Consider the following 16,505-nt stretch of genomic DNA (forward strand, 5'->3'; position numbering starts at 1 on the left):
GGGAGTCCCCGGCGTCTGCAATTGGGGAAAAACGCCTCAGCCGTGACGCTTGGCAAAGCCATCCATAAAGCTCACCAGGGCCTTGACCCCTTCCAGCGGCATGGCGTTGTAGAGGCTGGCACGCATGCCACCGACGATGCGGTGCCCCTTGAGCGCCAGCAGACCGGCGGCTTCCGACTCAGCCAGGAAGAGCGCGTCCAGCTCGGCATTTTTCAGCTGGAACGGGATGTTCATGCGGGAGCGGCAGCTGGCATCCACCTTGTTGCCATAGAAGCTCGACTGGTCGAGGTAGCCGTAGAGGAAATCGGCCTTCTCCTTGTTGCGCGCCTCCATGGCGGCGAGCCCGCCCTGTTCTTTGAGCCACTCGAACACCAGACCGGCCAGATACCAGGCGTAGGTGGGCGGGGTGTTGAACATGGAGTCGTTCTTGGCGGTGAGCTGGTAGTCAAAAATCGAGGGCACGTCGGCGCGGGCCTGGTTCAACAGGTCATCGCGCACTATGGCGATGGCCAGGCCCGACGGGCCTATGTTCTTCTGGGCACCGGCGTAGATGATGCCGAAGCGGCTCACGTCGATGGGGCGGGAGAGGATGGTGGAGGACAAATCCGCCACCAGGGGCACATCGCCAGTGGCCGGGATGTCGAACATCTCTATGCCGTCTATGGTTTCGTTCGGGCAGTAATGCACAAAGGCCGCATCGGCACGAAACGCCGGGGTCGGCAGCAGGTGGGAGATCCCCTGCGCGTTCTTGGCGACCCCAGGGAAGGTCTGGATGTCACCGTACTTGTGGGCTTCATCCACGGCGCTCTGGGCCCAGACACCGGTCAGCAGATAATCGGCCTTCTTGTTGGCACCGCCGAGCAGGTTCATGGGCACGGCGGAAAACTGGCCACGACCACCACCGTGCATGAAGAGCACCTTGTAGTTGTCCGGCACCGCCAGCAGTTCGCGCAGATCGGCTTCCGCCTTGGCGGCGACCGCCATGTAGGGCTTGCCGCGGTGGGAGAGCTCCATGACCGAGGCTCCCAGCCCCTGGAAGTTACAAAATTCGCGCTGGGCGCGCTCCATGACTTCAACCGGCAACATGGCGGGGCCGGCGCAGAAGTTGTAAATCTGTTTGCTCATGACGCTTTCCGTGAGTGGATGAGAGTAATCGATGACTTGTCTGGTTTTACACAAGAGCCGCCCCAGGATCAAAGGCTTTTTGGGAGCTGGCTCAACCTTTTGTCACCCGGCCCGGCTCAGGCCATGATGAAAAAAGCCCTGAACAGGTCAGGGCTTGCAGGGAACATGCATGGAAATGGGGGACAGGCCGCATCAATGACAGGCAAGGCCCCTTTTCAACAAATTCACAGCTTGGCGGTGAGCTCGGGCAACAGGGTGAAGAGATCCCCCACCAGACCATAGTCTGCTACCTGAAAGATGGGGGCCTCACCATCCTTGTTGATGGCGACGATCACCTTCGACTCCTTCATGCCCGCCAGATGCTGAATGGCACCCGAGATGCCGACAGCTATGTAGAGCTCGGGGGCGACCACCTTGCCGGTCTGGCCCACCTGCAGATCGTTGGCCACATAACCCGCATCCACCGCCGCCCGCGACGCCCCGACCGCGCCGCCCAGCTTGTCGGCCAGCGCCTCGATCAGGGCAAACTGCGCCTTGGAGCCAAGCGCCCGTCCGCCGGAGACCACTACCCGCGCCGCCGCAAGCTCGGGTCTGGCGGATCGCACGGCGCGCCGCTCGACCAGCCGGGTGCGGCAGGCCACATCGGCCACCGGCAGCCGCTCGACAGCCGCCTGCCCAGCCCCGAATTCGGCCTTGGCGAAGGCGGTCGGCCTGATGGTGAGCACCTTGATGGGCGCACTGCTCGCCATCCGGGCAACGGCATTGCCCGCGTAGATGGGCCGCAGGAAGGTATCACCGCTCTCTATGCCGGTCACCTCGGAGAGCATCTCGACCCCGAGCCTGGCCGCGACCCGCGGCAGCAGATCCTTGCCCTGGGTGCTGGCCGCCATCAGGCAGTGCTGATAGTCGCGTGCTATGTGGGCAAGCAGGGGATCGACGCCGTCGTTGAGCCCTTCCGCCAGCATGGGATGCTCGGCCAGCAGAACCCTGTCCACCCCTTGCAGGCTGGCGGCCTGTTCACCCGCCTCGGTCAGCCCCTGACCCAGCAGCAGGAGATGCACCTCGCCGCCAAGCTGACCCGCCGCCGTGACCAGCTGGGCCACGTTGTCGGCAAGCCTGCCCTGATGATGTTCAGCAATAACCAGTACGCTCATGACAACACCCTATCGTTAGCAACGCGTTTCATCGCACCAGCCCTCATCCCAGCCTGGGGCAGGCACCCAATATGTTTCACCATCATAGGTGCGCTCATGGCAGTACCTTGGCTTCGTGCCTGAGTTTGTCCAGCAGCTCGTCCACCGAGCCGACCCTGACGCCGGCACGGCGCACGGCTGGCGCCATCACCCCAAGCAGCCGGGTATGGCCGGCGGGTTCGACGCCTAGGGTCGCGAAGGGGGCACTCTCGAGCGGCTTGCGCTTGGCTTTCATGATGTTGGGCAGCGAGGCAAAGCGAGGTTCGTTCAGGCGCAGATCCACGGTCACCACGGCAGGCAGCGGCATGCCGAGGGTCTCCAGGCCGCCGTCGATCTCGCGGGTCACTTGCAGCTCGCCGTCCACCAGCTTGATGGCGGAGGCGAAAGTGGCCAGCGGCCAGTCATTGAGGGCTGAGAGCATCTGGCCCGCCTGGTTGTTGTCAGAATCGATGGACTGCTTGCCGAGCAGCACCAGATCGGGCAGCTCCTGCTCGCACACCTGTTGCAGGGCGCGTGCCACGGTAAGCGGAGTGAGCGTCTCATCGGTCACATAATGGCGGGCCCGATCCGCCCCCAGCGCCAGGGCATGGCGCAACTGCTCGACCGCCGCCTCAGGCCCGAAGGTCACCACCACCAGCTCGGTCGCGATACCGGCTTCACGCAGCCTCACCCCCTCCTCCACCGCAATTTCACAAAACGGGTTGATCCCCATCTTCACATTGGCGAGCTCCACGTCGGAGCCATCGCTCTTGACCCGGATCTTGACGTTGTAATCCAGTACCCGCTTGATCGCGACCAGCAGCTTCATGACGCGCATCCCTCGCTTCGGTTGAGTGAATCCATTGACGAGCCCTCGCATTTTTTTGCTTACAATTGCTTTACGTTTACGTAAACTACCAGCACTACCCTAGGCCAAGTCAAGCGCAGAGGCAAGATGGAACGCGAAGCAATGGAATTTGATGTCGTCATCGTCGGTGGCGGCCCGGCAGGGCTCAGCGCCGCCATCGCCCTGAAGCAGCACAATGCCGATCTCTCGGTCTGTCTGCTGGAGAAGGGAGCGGAAATCGGCGCGCATCTGCTCTCCGGCGCCCTGTTCGACCCCATAGCCCTCAAGGAGCTGTTGCCGGACCGCTGGCAGCAGGCGCCCCTTGGCATTCCCGTCAACGATGATCGGGTTCATCTGTTGCAAAACGACAGCCGCGCCCTGCAACTGCCCCACTGGGCCGTGCCGCCGCGCATGCACAACGATGGCAGTCATATTCTCAGCCTGGGCAACCTCTGCCGCTGGCTCGGTCAGCAGGCGGAGCAACTGGGAGTCGAAATATACCCGGGTTTTACCGCAAGCGAGCTCATCATGGAAGCGGGACGGGTGCGGGGTGTGATCACCGGCGATCTCGGGCTGGACAGAGCCGGCAATCCCAAGGCGGATCACGTGCCCGGAATGGCGCTCTATGGCCGCTACACCCTGTTTGCCGAAGGGGCCCGCGGCCATCTGGGCAAGCAGTTGATCGCCGAGTTCAATCTGGAAAACAGCGCCCAGCCGCAACATTATGCCATCGGCTTCAAGGAACTGTGGCAGGTGCCCGCGGATCAGGCCAAGCCGGGCCGGGTGCTCCATGGCAGCGGCTGGCCGCTGGTCGAGCGTCGAGCCAGCAAGAGCCAGGGCGGTTTCTACCTCTATCATATGGAGGGCAATCAGGTGGCGGTCGGGCTCATCGTCGATCTCAACTACAGCAACCCCTGGCTCAGCCCGTTCGACGAGTTCCAGCGCCTCAAGCACCACCCCCTCATCGCGCAGACCCTGCAGGGAGGCGAACGCATCAGCTACGGCGCCCGTGCCATCACCAAGGGCGGCTGGCACTCGCTGCCGCGCATGCACTTTCCCGGTGGTCTGCTGATCGGCTGCGATGCCGGCACCCTCGACTTTTCCCGTATCAAGGGCATTCACACCGCCATGAAGTCGGGCATGCTGGCGGCGAAAACCGTCGCCATGACGCTGCGCGGCGGCGATGAGGGTGGCCGGGATCTGGCCGAGTACAGCGATGCGTTGCAACAGAGCTGGCTGGGGCAGGAGCTGAAGACCGCCCGCAACTTCGGCGCCGCCCTGCATCGCTGGGGTCCCTTGCTTGGTGGCGCCTTCAACTGGCTGGAGCAGCGGGGTTCCTCCTTACCCCTGATGGGCTCTTTTACCCTGCTGGACCGGGAGCCGGACTACCGCCAGCTGCGCATGGCCAGCCGCTGCGATCCCATCGATTATCCCAAGCCGGACGGCAGGCTCAGCTTCGACAAGCTCTCCTCTGTTTATCTCGCCAACACCAGTCACGATGAGGATCAGCCCTGCCACCTCAAGTTGCAGGACGCGAGTATCCCGGTGGCGGTCAACCTGCCCACCTGGGCCGAGCCCGCCCAGCGCTACTGTCCGGCCGGGGTGTTCGAGATAGTGGAAAGCGAGAACCAGCCGCGCTTGCAGATCAACGCGGCCAACTGCATTCACTGCAAGACCTGCGACATCAAGGATCCCAGCCAGAACATCATCTGGACGCCGCCGCAGGGAGGTTCGGGCCCCAACTATCCCAATATGTGATGGAAGGTCTGCAGCGCTACGGCGACAGCAAGGATGCGCAGCCCCAGAACATCGTCTGGACACCACCGCAGGGAGGTTCGGGCCCCAACTACCCCAATATGTGATGGGACTGCCCATGCAGACCAGCGGCGACAGCAAGGATGCGCAGCCCCAGCACATCATCTGGACACCACCGCAGGGAGGTTCGGGCCCCAACTATCCCAATATGTGATGGGACTGCCCATGCAGATCAGCGGCGACACCAAGGATGCGCAGCCCCAGAACATCATCTGGACGCCACCGCAGGGAGGTTCGGGTCCCAACTATCCCAATATGTGACGGGAGGCCCGCTGCGCTACGGCGACACCAAGGATGCGCAGCCCCAGAACATCGTCTGGACACCACCGCCGGGAGGTTCGGGCCCCAACTATCCCAATATGTGATGAGACTGCCCATGTAGATCAGCGGCGACACCAAGGAAGGAGCCCAGACAGACCGCGGTCTGGGCGCCGCTTTTGGGGGCTAGGGGTCCCATTATCCCAATAGGTGAGGCCTATCCCCCCAGACGGGCACCCGGCGCCATGCGGCAGTCAACAGGCTGTCACTTTCACGGCCGGATCCGCTGATCCGACCTCGCTGTTTTTTTGAGCGAACAGGCTGAACCTCGGATGAATAGGCCCTGACAAGCGCGCCCCGCCCCTGTATAGTTCGCCGCATTCAGGTTTTCCATCGGCCCGTTTTGCTTGTCCACGGGATCGCTTTCTATGCGATCTAGGCCGCATGACCTGTGCAACCATCCCTGATTACCCATGACTTCTTAAGGGGGGACAGATGATCACCGCCTACATTCTCAATAACAAGGTACTGGACATAGTCACGCTCGGGCCTGACGACATAGTGCCTGACAACACCGTCTGGCTGGATGCCTACAAGCCGGACACGGCGGAGCGAGAATGGTTGACGGGCCTGTTTCTGGAAGAGGTTCCCGACAAGGAAGAGCTGGACGACATCGAAGCATCCGCCCGTTTCTACTGGGATACCGATGGTCTGCACATTCACTCCCTGTTCCCCCAGCGGATCGGCCGTGACACCAAGGGTGTCCACGTCTCCTTTACCCTGCGCAACAACCTGCTGATCAGCATCCGCGAGGATGACATCGGCCTGGTGCGCCTGCTGCGCCACTACATGCGCCAGGACCGGCTGGAGGTGGAGGATGCCCTCGACATCCTGCTGGAGGTGCAGAACCTCAAGGTGGAGTACCTCTCCGACCTTATCGAAGACGGTTACAAGACGTTGGAGAACACCGCCGATCAGATCTTCGAGCCGGATCAGATCAATCCCATGCTCAAGGAGTTGATGGCACAGGAAGAGGCCAACGGTCAGATCCGCCTCTCCCTGCACGATACCCGTCGCGCCCTGCGCTTTCTCAAGCGCAGCCTGCGCCAGCGCATGAGCAACGAGCAGAACAAGTGGATCGACGAGATGCTGCACGACGTGGAATCTCTGTTGCCCCACACCCAGTTCCTGTTCGACAAGATCAACTTCCAGCTGGAGGCCTCCATGGGGGTGACCAATCTGGAGCAGAACAAGGTGATCAAGATCTTCTCGGTGGCAGCTGTCATCTTCCTGCCGCCGACGCTTATCGCCAGCATCTACGGCATGAACTTTGGGCGCATGCCCGAGCTCGCCTGGGAGTATGGCTATCCGCTCTCGCTGGTGTTGATGGTGATGTCATCGCTCGGCACAGGCCTCTTCTTCAAGCGCAAGGGCTGGCTGTAAACGCCGCCAGAAAGTGCGATAGAAAGAGACGATGGATTGGGGGGCACTGGCCCCCCGATTAATTCGTATCCCCCGGCACGCCTTGCAAAGGGCACCAGCCTGCCCCATATCCTCTTCATCACTTGCACAACCCAAGCGGATAACGGGCGACCATGACCCTCTACCCCGAACACAGATATGACGATCACGGCCAGTTGCGCCCTCCCCTCTGGTTTTGGCCCATCGCCCTCTTGCTGACCCGCTCGGTCTGGCTGTTTCTGATGGCAGGGGTCACCCGCGAGAGCGGCAGCGAGATCCTGACCCTCTTCTATCCGGACAAGATCAGCCTCTACATCAGCCTGCTGACCGACGTGCCCGCCATGCTGGCGCTGCTCGCCTTTGGCGGCACCTATCAGCAGACCAACAGCGTGCGCGCCTGGCTCAGGCGCCACAGCCGCGGCCTCTTGCTCTGCTCCACCGTCAGCGGCCTGCTGATGCAGCTGCACAGCCTCAACCTGCAGAAATGGTCGTTCAGCTGGCCCACCGCCCTGGTGCTGATCGGCAGCCTCTGGGCGCTCTGGTATCTGCTGCGCAGCCGCCAGATCCGCGAATACGCGGCCGATCAACCTCACTGAGAAAATAGGGGTCACTCATTGACGAGTGACCCGGATCTGCAGGGTCTGGCGATCGCTCTGGCTGCCGCGGCCTCCCTGCAACTGGGTGCCCAGGCTGCTGCCTTGCTGGGCCGAACTGGTGGAGAGCTCCCCCACCGTCAGCCATTGACCGGGGGCACCGCTCACCTCGGTGGCGTTCTGCCCCGTGCTGATGGTGCCCTGCTCCAGCCTGGCCTGTTCGCTGCTGAGCGCTATCTGCACCCTGTCCCCTATCAGGGTGGCGGTGGCGTAGAGGCCGTTGATGAGCGGCATCAAGCCCACCACCTGACCACCGCGCCACTGATAGAAGGTGACCGGCTGGTAGGAGCCCATCTGCAGCAACACGGGCCGCCCTGACAGGCCGCGCACCTGCCAGCTGTCGTTCTGGCTGCGCTGGTATTGCCGGGCATTGCCCTCCAGCAGCCATTGCCGTTTGGCCGCATCACCACCGATACCCGCCTCTATCTGCTGACCGCTTGAGGCGCCATCCACCCGCCATTCGACGAGCAGGCTCTGGGGCGGCTGGTTGAGTTTGGCCAGGGTCGCTTCGGCCTCCTGCAACTGGGCCGCACTGCCGCTCAGCACCAGCTGATTGCCCATGGTACTCACCCCGAGATCCGGGTAGATCTCCTTGAGGGTCTGCACCGCCGCCTGGGCCTCGAATACCGGGATCACCTTGACCTCGGCCCGCAGCGGCAGGCACCAGAGCCCGCACAGCCACAAGATCCCGCTCCAACGCCACCTTTTCATCTCTCTCTCCTGTCCGGGAGCCCGGCTCACCGTCTCTGCCAGTCTGGCTATCACCATCATGATCCATCTGTCTCGCATTTCAATGACTTTGCACCCCAGGGGCAAGGGCGGCATGGGCCGGAGCGCCCCCCTTGACGGCCTGCGAGCCGAAAGGACGGAGATAGATCAAATAATACAAATAAAAATGATTACCATTTGTTGTCACGAAAAAATCGCTCGGATACAATTCGGACTCATTTTTTCGAGCCAGCCGCTGATGAAGCCTGTTACCGCCACCACCACCCCTGCCATCATCCATCTGGCGATGCTGATCAACATGCTCTCCATGGGCAGCATGATGATGGTGATGCCGCTCGGGCCGGATCTGGTCATCAGCCTCGGCATGCAACCGGAACAGACAGGTTATTTCAGCGGCGGTGCCACCCTGGGCGCTGCCCTGATGGGCCTCATCGCCGCGCCCTGGCTCGATCGCGTCAACCGCAAACCCGCCCTGCTGGTGCTGCTGACCCTGCGCTTTCTGCTGCTGATGGCCTGCGCCCTGGTGCATAACAGCCAGCAACTGCTGATGCTGTTCATTCTGTCAGGCTGCGTGGCCGGGCCCCTCTCCGCCATCCTGATGGCCGCCGTGCTGGACCTGGTGCCACCGGCCGAACGGGGCCGCCGCCTCGCCTACGTGGGCATGGCCTTCTCGCTGGCCGCCATTTTGGTGGTGCCCATCGCCCTGGTGCTGGCCCAGTGGCTCGGCTGGCAGAGCCCCTTCCTGCTGTTTGGCGCTGGCGGCCTGCTGCTGGCCCTGCTCTGCGCCCGGCTGCTGCCCTCCCTGCCGGTCAGCCGCGCCCCTCACGGCAGCGGCTTGCGCCAGCTGCTGGGCTCGCCGCTCTGCCAGGGCGCCCTGCTCATTCTCTGTTTGCAGATGTTCGGTCACTTCCTGCTGATCCCGCACTTTGCCAACTACTTCCAGTTCAACCTCGCCTTCCCGCGCGAGCAGATCGCCGCCCTCTATCTGTGTGGCGGCCTCGCCAGCATGGCGACCATGCGGCTGTGCGGCAGCTGGATCGATCAGGGCCGGGCGCTGGCCGCCATCCTGATCACCAGCCTGTTACTGGCGCTGATCACCCTGCTCGGCTTCGCCGCCCCCGTCGGCGTGCCCGTCTACCTGCTGTTTACCCTCTTCATGGCGCTAAGCTCGGCCCGATCCAGCACCACGCTCGCCATCACGGCGGCCATTCCGGCCCCCCATCAGCGCGCCGCCTTCATGTCCTTCCAGGGCACTGTGACCAATGTGGCGGCCGGGCTCGGCAGCCTGCTCTCGGCCAGGTATCTCTTCTCGGATGACACTGGCGCCCTGCACGGTTTTGCGGGGCTCGCCTGGATCAATATCGGCTGCGGCCTGCTGGCCTGCGGCGGTGTCTGGCTCCTGCTCAAGGGGCTGGCGCAGACAAGGAATAACAATAACCCCGAGTCTGGCGCCGCCAGACAAGGAAGTCAGTGAGCTACCGGCCCCAGAGCCGGACCCCATAACCTCTGTTTTATTCATGGAGTTTTGACTATGCAGTTGCAGCCTGGCGTATTTCGCTTGAACCCGATTTTGCTCTCCCTCGGCCTGTTTGCCCTGCCGGGCCTGGCCCAGGCCGAATCGGTCAAGGCCAACGAGACCATGGTGGTCACCGCCACCCAGACCCAGCACACCGAGCTGTCCGCCCCGGCCAGCGTCTCTGTGGTGACCCGCGCCGATCTGGACAAGATGAACGCCAACAACATAGGCGAAGCGCTCAAGCACGTGCCTGGTGTCAACATCATAGGCACCAACCCCACGGGCCGCAGCGAGATCAAGATCCGCGGCATGGGCGGCGACTACACACTGCTGCTGATCAACGGCAAACGGGTCAACGCCCGCGAGACCCTAGGCAGCTCCTTTGGCAATGACTTCGACTTGAGCTCCATCCCCATGGCGGCCATAGAGCGTATCGAAGTGATCCGTGGCCCCGTCTCCTCCCTGTACGGTGCCGATGCCCTGGGCGGCGTGGTCAACGTGATCCTGCGCCAGGCCAAGGAGAAGACGGAAGCGGCCTTCGGCTACACCCACACCATGCCCACCAAGGGCGACGGTGGCGATGCCAACCAAGGCAGCGCCTTTGTCTCCGGTGCCCTGATCGACAACAAGCTGCTGGGCAGCGTGGTGGTGGACGGCTATCAGCGCGACCGCTGGCACAGCGATCAGTCCAACAACCCGGATGCCGATGCGCTGGAAAAACGGGAAGTGGTCAACATGCTCTCCAGCCTGAAGTGGCTGGTCAGTGACAACCAGGATATCGATTTCGATCTGGGCTACAACCAGAACGACATGGACAGCTACTTCAACAACGTGCCCCGTGCCCCGACCGCACCGGCCACTCCGCACAACGTGCAAAAGCTCGATCGCCTGAGCCTGGGAGTCACCCACAACGGCCGTTGGGAGCACTTCGACAGCCGCGCCCGCTACTACTTCGAGCAGACGGATCTGATGGATGACTCCCAGCTCAATGGCGGCGCCGCCGATGTCACCCAGACCAACCACACGGTCGATGGCCAGCTGAGCGGCTATCTGGGGGATCACCTGCTGACCTCGGGCGCCGAGATGCGCAAGACCGAGCTGGAGCACAGCCGCAGCATCACCAACGGCAGCGTGGATGCGAGCCAGAGCGCCCTCTATCTGCAGGACGAGTTCAGCCTGGGAGATCTGGCGCTGACCCTCTCCGGCCGCCTCGACCACCACGAAACCTATGGCAACGAGTTCAGCCCGCGCGCCTATGCGCTCTACAAGCTGAGCGACGAGTGGGTGATCAAGGGTGGCGCCGGCAAGGCGTTCAAGGCACCGACTCTGGCCCAGTCCAGCGAAGGCTTCGCCACCACCGCCTGCCGTGGCGCCTGCAAGGTGGTCGGCAACCCGAACCTGAAACCGGAAACCGCCGTCAGCTATGAGCTGGGCACCGCCTACGAGAGCGCTCGCTTCGGCGCCGGTGTGACCGGCTTCCACAACGACATCGAGGATCTGATCCAGAGCGATCAGTGGGGCCCGGGCTACCGTCCAACCGTCATGACCTACCTCAACGTCAAGAAGGCGCGGGTGAAAGGGCTGGAGCTGAACGGCTGGGTCGACGTGCGAGACGACCTCAAGCTGACCGGCAACTGGAGTCTGCTGGACTCCGAAGACAAGAGCACGGGCGAGGATCTGGCCAAGACCCCGGATCACACCGGCAACCTCAGCCTGGATTGGCAAGCCACCGAGATCGTCAGCACCAACCTGGCCTGGCAATACGTGGGCAGCCAGTTCATCAAGGTACCGATGCACAACTCCCAGGCGCTCAAGTCCAAGCACTACCAGACCCTGGACGTCAACACCAAGTGGAAGGTGACCCCGGCGCTCGACTTCAAACTCGGCATCACCAACCTGACCAACACCCAGCGTGATCAGGTCGCCACCGACGCCGACTTCATCCTGGAAGGTCGCACCGTCTATGCCGGCGTGGATTACAAGCTGTAATCCCCCGTTCGGGAGCCCGGTCCAGGGCTCCCTTTTTCCGTTTTATCGCCTCGACAATAAGGAGTAGCCGGGTGCTCAGACACCAAACACAGCTGTTCTGGCTGGGAGTTGTTCTCCTGTTCCTGCTGATCTGTCTGTCACTGGCCACGGGTGCCGGTGTCTATGGTGGCCGCGAGGTCGCCGGATTTCTGCTGGGCGATCCCGCCCTCATGGCCGATGAAAAGCTCGCCATGATCATTCATACCCTGCGTCTGCCCCGCACCCTGTGTGCCCTGGTGGTGGGTGTTTGTCTCGCGCTGGCGGCCTCCATGCTGCAAAGCGCCACCCGCAATCCGCTGGCCGAGCCCGGCCTGCTCGGCGTCAACGCCGGCGCCGTGTTCGCCCTGGTGATAGGGCTGACCTACTTTGGCGTCGAATCCGCCTACGGTTACCTGCTCTGGTCCGGCATGGGTGCCCTGCTTGGCAACCTCATAGTACTGGGTCTCGGCCTCATGGTGGGGCGCTCCAATCCGCTCAAGCTCATCCTGGTGGGGGTCGCCCTCTCCGCCACCTTTGGCGGCCTCTCCAACTTCCTGCTGCTCTCCAACAAGGTGGTGCTGGAGCAGTTCCGCTTCTGGAACCTGGGGTCGCTGGCCGCCTCGGATCTCGACGCCGTGCTCACCGTGGTGCCCTTCGCCCTGGCCGGTCTGCTGCTGACCCTGGCCCTGTGCCGCCAGCTCACCCTGATGCAGATGGGGGACAACCAGGCCCAGGCGCTCGGCATACGGCCGACCCGGGTGCGGATCGGCGTGCTGCTGGCCGCCACCCTGTTCACCGCCTGCGCCATCGCCATCGCCGGCCCCATCGGCTTCGTCGGCTTCCTGGCCGCCTACTGCGCCCGTCTGGTGGAGCCGGTACGCCTCGCCATCCAGGTGCGTTTCTCCGCCCTGTTTGGCGTGCTGTTCCTGCTGGGGGCCGACATACTGGCCCGCTGGCTGATCCAGCCGTTCGAGCTGCCCAACGGGGTGATCCTGGCGCTGATCGGTGCCCCCGTGCTCATCATGGTGGTGCGCAGCGGCGGCTTCCGCTCCCTGCTGGCCGTCAAATAAGGTCGCCCTGCCTCATGAACAATCCAATGAACACACAGCTGAACGCTTCCCTCCCCTCCGGCACCCTCTGCCTGCGACTGGGTGAGCGCACCCTGCTGCTGCACCGCCGCGCCTGGCTCATCACGCTGGGGCTCCTGGTGGCCCTGGTACTGCTCTCCCTGCTGGCGCTGACCCTGGGCTCAAGCAAGCTCACCATGCTGGGGGTAGTGCAGACCCTGCTTGGCGAGGGGAGCCGGCTCGATGAAGTGACTGTCTTCAAGATCCGGCTGCCGCGTATCGTCGCCGTGCTGGTGGCAGGCGCCGCCATGGGCCTCTCCGGCTGTCTGGTGCAGACCCTCATTCGCAACCGCCTCGCCACCCCGGACATGATAGGGGTCAACGAGGGGGCGTCGCTGGCCATCATCGCCTTCTCCCTCTATCTCACCCTGGGCAGCTGGCCCTGGTGGGCCGCGCCGCTGGGCGCCCTGTTTGCCGCCGCCGTGCTCTACGCCCTGTGCAACAAGCCGGGGGAGCAGGGTTATCTGTTCGTGGTGATCGGCATCGGCGTCTCCGAGCTGATGAACGCCATCGGCCAGTTCGTGATGTCCACCCAGTCGCTGGTGCACCTCACCAGCCTCTACCTGTGGAACATGGGCAACTTCGTCGGCCAGGGTTACAACACAGTCGTGCCTGTGGGGATCCTGATCCTGCTGGTCTGCCCCTGGATCATTTATCTCTCCCGCGCCCTGGGCGTGCTGCGTCTGGGCCCCATCACGGCCCAGAGTCTGGGAGTGAACGTCAACCGGGTGCAGCTCGGCGTGCTGGCCCAGGCCATCATCGTGGCAGCCCTTGGCACCGCCATCGGCGGCCCAGTGGTGTTCATCGCCATGGCGGCCCCCATACTCGCCTCCTGGATGAGCCGGGATCGCATAGTGCCGCTGTGGATCGCCGCCCTGTGCGGCGCCCTGCTGCTGCTGGCGAGCGACACCCTGGTGCGGGTGCTGGCCAGTCCCCATGAGGTCGCCACCGGCATCATGACCCGTATTCTTGGCGGCATACTGCTGCTGTTTATTCTGATCAAAGACAGACAGAGAACCGACTGATGACCCTCACCCTAAATCGCCTCCACTTTGGCTATCAGCAAAAGCCCGTCTTCAACGACATCTCCTTCACCATTCCCAAGGGCAAGCTGGTCGGCATAGTCGGCCCCAATGGCGGTGGCAAATCCACCCTGCTCAAGCTGCTGGCGGGCCAGGAGCAGCCCCAATCCGGTGAGATATTGCTCAAGGGCAAACCGCTGGAGAGTTACGGCATGAAGGCGCTGGCCCGGGAGCTCGCCTACCTGCCCCAGCGCCCCCTGGTGCCCGCCGGTATTCAGGTCGAACAGCTGGTGCAGTACGGCCGCCATCCCCATCAGGGCTGGTTCAATCAGTGGAGCGAAGAGGATGCCCGCATGGTGCGCTGGGCCTGCGAGCGGATGCAGCTTGGCGACATCTTGGCGCAGAGCGCCAGCTCCCTCTCCGGCGGCCAGGCCCAGCGGGTGTGGCTGGCCATGGTGCTGGCCCAGGACGCGGACATCATATTGCTGGATGAACCCACCAGCGCGCTGGACATAGGCCACCAGACCGAGGTGATGGAGGCCATCCACCAGATCACCGCCGAAGGCAAGACTGTGCTCATCGTCATCCACGATCTCGCCACCGCCGCCCGCTACTGCGACGAGCTGATCGCCATCGGCGAGGGCAAGATCCAGGCCATGGGCCCGGCTCGCGAGGTGGTGACCAAGCCCCTCATCGACCGCCTCTACCAGACGGACGTGGACATACTGCACGCCCCCGGCGATGGCGCCCCCATCATAGTGCCGCGCCGCCGCCCGCACACCTTTGCCATGCAGCAGCAGGCCTGAACGCAGGATCAAAAAAACCGCCTTGATGGCGGTTTTTTTATCCCATGACACCGAGCGGCAGAGGCACGTTCAGAGCACAAGCGTGGTCAGCACGCCCCCCGGCAAGCGTTGCCAGTGCAGGGTACAGTGCCAGCCGACGGGCAGCTCCGGGGTCAGCGCACTTTTTAGTTCGAGGGTGAGGGTCTGCTCCGTCATGGCCAGCCAGCGGGCATCGAGAAAGTCAAAATAGCGCCCCACCCTGGGGTAGAGCGCCTTGAACAGGCTCTCCTTGGCGGAAAACACCAGAGTCAATCCCGGAGCCGGGCCGAGCGGACAATCCTGCAGCCGCGCCCACTCCTCATCATCCACGATACCGGGCCAGAGCTCGCTCGCCTGCCCATCCTCCAGCCAGGCTTCCAGATCCAGCCCCATACCAGCCTGGGCCGGACGTACCGCGCACAGGGCCATGCCGCGCCCCTGCAACAGACTGTGGCTGATGCTGCCCTCAAACCCCGCAGGCCAGCGTGGCTCGCGGGCCGATCCTATGGCCACCACATGATCGCCAAGCCCAAAGCAGTGCAGAGCCTCACGGGCCGCCAACCGGCCGGCCAGAAACTCCCCCAGCCGCTTGGGGGCCGCACGCTGCAAGCTGGCGGGCAGCAGGATCTCGGCCTGCTCATAGCAAGCCGGGGTGAAGGCAGCGGGATCGAAGCAGACCCGCTGCAGCGCAAGTTCCGCAAAACCGGGCAGCGGCAGGCTATCGGCCTGCAGGATAAAACGGTCCAGTGAACAGGCTGGCGCAGTGGCAATGAACATCACAAAGAGCCCTTGGTTGGAGAACCAGCATGGTAGCAAACCGCCCTCTCCTTACGCCACAAACACAAATGACAATTTTTATCATTTGAATTTGTGATAGCATAAGGCCGCCCGTTTGGGGCCCGGTTTTTCGCTGATTTCACCAAGAAGGATGTAACGATGAAGATCTCCTCCCCTCTGGCCGCCGCGCTCATGCTGGCCAGCCTGGTCGGTTTTCAGGCCCAGGCCGGCACCGAGACCCGTCAGGTGACCGATGCCGATGGCAAGACCCAGGTCGTGCCCGCCCAGCCCAAGCGAGTGGTGGTGCTGAGCGAAATCGATCTGGATACGGCCCTGACCCTGGGGTTGCAGCCGGTCGGCACCGTCAACGGTCGCGGCCAGGGCACACTGCCCCGTTACCTGCTGACCAAGGCGGGCAAGGATATCGCCGTGGTCGGCGATCTGGACAACCCCAATCTGGAGCGGCTGATCGATCTGGAACCGGATCTCATCCTCACCGGCCAGACCAAGCCCGAGCTGCTGACCCTGCTGCAAGAGATAGCCCCCACAGTGGTCACCGGCAACTGGGGCGATTCCTGGAAGGAGATCTTCAATCGCAGCGCCCACGTGCTGAACCGGGATGCCGAGGGCAAGGCCTTCCTCGCCCAGTATGACGCCCGCCTGCAGGAGGCCCGCAGCAAGCTTGCCAAGCATCAGGGCGAGCGCCTGAGCATAGTGCGCTGGAACCCGAAGGGCCCGAGCTACATGCACGGCGGCACCTTCGCCAGCAGCGTGGTGGAAGAGATGGGGCTGGCCCGTCCGACCCACCAGATCGGCGACAAGACCCCCCACTCCCCGGCCCTGAGCCTCGAATCCCTCAACCTGCTGGACGGTGACTGGCTGGTGATAGGCACACTGAGCGCCAGCGGCGATGCGGTGGATGCCATGAAGCAGGCCGAGCAGACCCCGGCCTTCCAGCAACTGAACGCCATCAAGGGCAAGCGCTTTGGCGCCGTGGACGGCTCGCTGTGGACCTCCACCGGCGGCCCCCAGGCGGCCCTCAAGGTGATCGACGACGTCGAGCAGCTGCTCGCCAAACCGGACGCGGCTCCCATCACCCAATAAGCCCGCCCTCATATGACAGTCAAAAAGAAGCCCGCATTTGCGGGCTTCTTTGTTTATCAAGGCACTCG

The 16,505-nt window shown here is 63.3% G+C and carries 14 protein-coding genes; 9 read left to right on the plus strand and 5 right to left on the minus strand.

Going from position 1 to position 16,505, the window contains the following annotated elements:
- Positions 1-36: 36 nt before the first annotated feature.
- From serC to ACM3N8_RS02130, 3 genes are all read right to left on the minus strand, one after another.
- The gene (gene serC / locus ACM3N8_RS02120; protein ID WP_043555460.1) at positions 37-1,125 is read right to left on the minus strand and encodes a 3-phosphoserine/phosphohydroxythreonine transaminase; all 1,089 of its coding nucleotides are present in this window, start codon (positions 1,123-1,125) and stop codon (positions 37-39) included.
- A 224-nt stretch (positions 1,126-1,349) separates the two neighbouring features.
- On the minus strand, positions 1,350-2,279 hold the full coding sequence (locus ACM3N8_RS02125; RefSeq protein WP_043137068.1) for an electron transfer flavoprotein subunit alpha/FixB family protein: 930 nt from the start codon (positions 2,277-2,279) through the stop codon (positions 1,350-1,352).
- 94 nt (positions 2,280-2,373) lie between these two features.
- The gene (locus tag ACM3N8_RS02130; protein WP_416015384.1) at positions 2,374-3,126 is read right to left on the minus strand and encodes an electron transfer flavoprotein subunit beta/FixA family protein; all 753 of its coding nucleotides are present in this window, start codon (positions 3,124-3,126) and stop codon (positions 2,374-2,376) included.
- A 126-nt stretch (positions 3,127-3,252) separates the two neighbouring features.
- Between ACM3N8_RS02130 and ACM3N8_RS02135 the strand changes: the two genes are divergently transcribed.
- From ACM3N8_RS02135 to ACM3N8_RS02145, 3 genes are all read left to right on the plus strand, one after another.
- Complete coding sequence (locus ACM3N8_RS02135; protein WP_290016750.1) at positions 3,253-4,902, plus strand: electron transfer flavoprotein-ubiquinone oxidoreductase; 1,650 nt, start codon at positions 3,253-3,255, stop codon at positions 4,900-4,902.
- 810 nt (positions 4,903-5,712) lie between these two features.
- Entirely contained in the window at positions 5,713-6,660 is a 948-nt protein-coding gene (gene corA / locus ACM3N8_RS02140) for a magnesium/cobalt transporter CorA (RefSeq protein ID WP_011705843.1), read from the plus strand.
- Positions 6,661-6,812: 152 nt separating this feature from the next.
- Positions 6,813-7,274 (plus strand): DUF2919 domain-containing protein, encoded by a 462-nt coding sequence (locus ACM3N8_RS02145; protein WP_042871506.1) that lies wholly within the window; start codon positions 6,813-6,815, stop codon positions 7,272-7,274.
- A gap of 15 nt (positions 7,275-7,289) precedes the next feature.
- On the opposite strand, the gene ACM3N8_RS02150 is transcribed toward ACM3N8_RS02145, so the two are convergent.
- Positions 7,290-8,042 carry a hypothetical protein gene (locus ACM3N8_RS02150; protein WP_290064454.1) on the minus strand — a complete coding sequence of 251 codons (753 nt, stop codon included), beginning with the start codon at positions 8,040-8,042 and terminating at the stop codon, positions 7,290-7,292.
- Between the two features lie 256 nt (positions 8,043-8,298).
- Here ACM3N8_RS02150 and ACM3N8_RS02155 point away from each other — a divergent pair, with 256 nt between their 5' ends.
- The 5 genes from ACM3N8_RS02155 to ACM3N8_RS02175 all read left to right on the plus strand — a co-directional run bounded on the left by ACM3N8_RS02155 (position 8,299) and on the right by ACM3N8_RS02175 (position 14,538).
- Positions 8,299-9,534 carry a siderophore amonabactin export MFS transporter gene (locus ACM3N8_RS02155; RefSeq protein ID WP_416015385.1) on the plus strand — a complete coding sequence of 412 codons (1,236 nt, stop codon included), beginning with the start codon at positions 8,299-8,301 and terminating at the stop codon, positions 9,532-9,534.
- Between the two features lie 57 nt (positions 9,535-9,591).
- Positions 9,592-11,565: a siderophore amonabactin TonB-dependent receptor gene (locus tag ACM3N8_RS02160; RefSeq protein ID WP_290016752.1), complete on the plus strand. Its 1,974-nt coding sequence runs from the start codon at positions 9,592-9,594 to the stop codon at positions 11,563-11,565.
- Between the two features lie 71 nt (positions 11,566-11,636).
- Positions 11,637-12,653, plus strand: a complete 1,017-nt coding sequence (locus ACM3N8_RS02165; protein WP_043137052.1) for an amonabactin ABC transporter permease subunit 2 — start codon at positions 11,637-11,639, stop codon at positions 12,651-12,653.
- Between the two features lie 14 nt (positions 12,654-12,667).
- On the plus strand, positions 12,668-13,735 hold the full coding sequence (locus tag ACM3N8_RS02170) for an amonabactin ABC transporter permease subunit 1 (RefSeq protein WP_290016754.1): 1,068 nt from the start codon (positions 12,668-12,670) through the stop codon (positions 13,733-13,735).
- A complete protein-coding gene (locus ACM3N8_RS02175; RefSeq protein ID WP_290016755.1) occupies positions 13,735-14,538 on the plus strand; it encodes an amonabactin ABC transporter ATP-binding protein in 804 nt (267 codons plus the stop codon). The genes ACM3N8_RS02170 and ACM3N8_RS02175 overlap by 1 nt, the downstream gene beginning before the upstream one ends.
- Before the next feature lie 69 nt (positions 14,539-14,607).
- Here the strand turns inward: ACM3N8_RS02175 and amoD are convergent, their stop codons facing one another.
- Positions 14,608-15,333, minus strand: coding sequence for an amonabactin biosynthesis phosphopantetheinyl transferase AmoD (gene amoD / locus ACM3N8_RS02180; protein WP_290016756.1), 726 nt, complete (start codon positions 15,331-15,333; stop codon positions 14,608-14,610).
- A 159-nt stretch (positions 15,334-15,492) separates the two neighbouring features.
- Between amoD and ACM3N8_RS02185 the strand changes: the two genes are divergently transcribed.
- The gene (locus tag ACM3N8_RS02185) at positions 15,493-16,437 is read left to right on the plus strand and encodes an amonabactin ABC transporter substrate-binding protein (RefSeq protein WP_103472412.1); all 945 of its coding nucleotides are present in this window, start codon (positions 15,493-15,495) and stop codon (positions 16,435-16,437) included.
- Positions 16,438-16,505: the final 68 nt, after the last annotated feature.

The sequence above is a fragment of the Aeromonas sp. A04 genome, assembly GCF_047780465.1.
GTDB lineage: Bacteria > Pseudomonadota > Gammaproteobacteria > Enterobacterales > Aeromonadaceae > Aeromonas > Aeromonas bestiarum.

Bases quoted from the DNA above. Each gene is read 5' to 3' on its own strand.
- serC (WP_043555460.1), bottom strand. From the start codon at position 1,125: ATGAGCAAACAGATTTACAACTTCTGCGCCGGCCCCGCCATGTTGCCG.
- ACM3N8_RS02125 (WP_043137068.1), bottom strand. From the start codon at position 2,279: ATGAGCGTACTGGTTATTGCTGAACATCATCAGGGCAGGCTTGCCGAC.
- ACM3N8_RS02130 (WP_416015384.1), bottom strand. From the start codon at position 3,126: ATGAAGCTGCTGGTCGCGATCAAGCGGGTACTGGATTACAACGTCAAG.
- ACM3N8_RS02135 (WP_290016750.1), top strand. From the start codon at position 3,253: ATGGAACGCGAAGCAATGGAATTTGATGTCGTCATCGTCGGTGGCGGC.
- corA (WP_011705843.1), top strand. From the start codon at position 5,713: ATGATCACCGCCTACATTCTCAATAACAAGGTACTGGACATAGTCACG.
- ACM3N8_RS02145 (WP_042871506.1), top strand. From the start codon at position 6,813: ATGACCCTCTACCCCGAACACAGATATGACGATCACGGCCAGTTGCGC.
- ACM3N8_RS02150 (WP_290064454.1), bottom strand. From the start codon at position 8,042: ATGAAAAGGTGGCGTTGGAGCGGGATCTTGTGGCTGTGCGGGCTCTGG.
- ACM3N8_RS02155 (WP_416015385.1), top strand. From the start codon at position 8,299: ATGAAGCCTGTTACCGCCACCACCACCCCTGCCATCATCCATCTGGCG.
- ACM3N8_RS02160 (WP_290016752.1), top strand. From the start codon at position 9,592: ATGCAGTTGCAGCCTGGCGTATTTCGCTTGAACCCGATTTTGCTCTCC.
- ACM3N8_RS02170 (WP_290016754.1), top strand. From the start codon at position 12,668: ATGAACAATCCAATGAACACACAGCTGAACGCTTCCCTCCCCTCCGGC.
- ACM3N8_RS02175 (WP_290016755.1), top strand. From the start codon at position 13,735: ATGACCCTCACCCTAAATCGCCTCCACTTTGGCTATCAGCAAAAGCCC.
- amoD (WP_290016756.1), bottom strand. From the start codon at position 15,333: ATGTTCATTGCCACTGCGCCAGCCTGTTCACTGGACCGTTTTATCCTG.
- ACM3N8_RS02185 (WP_103472412.1), top strand. From the start codon at position 15,493: ATGAAGATCTCCTCCCCTCTGGCCGCCGCGCTCATGCTGGCCAGCCTG.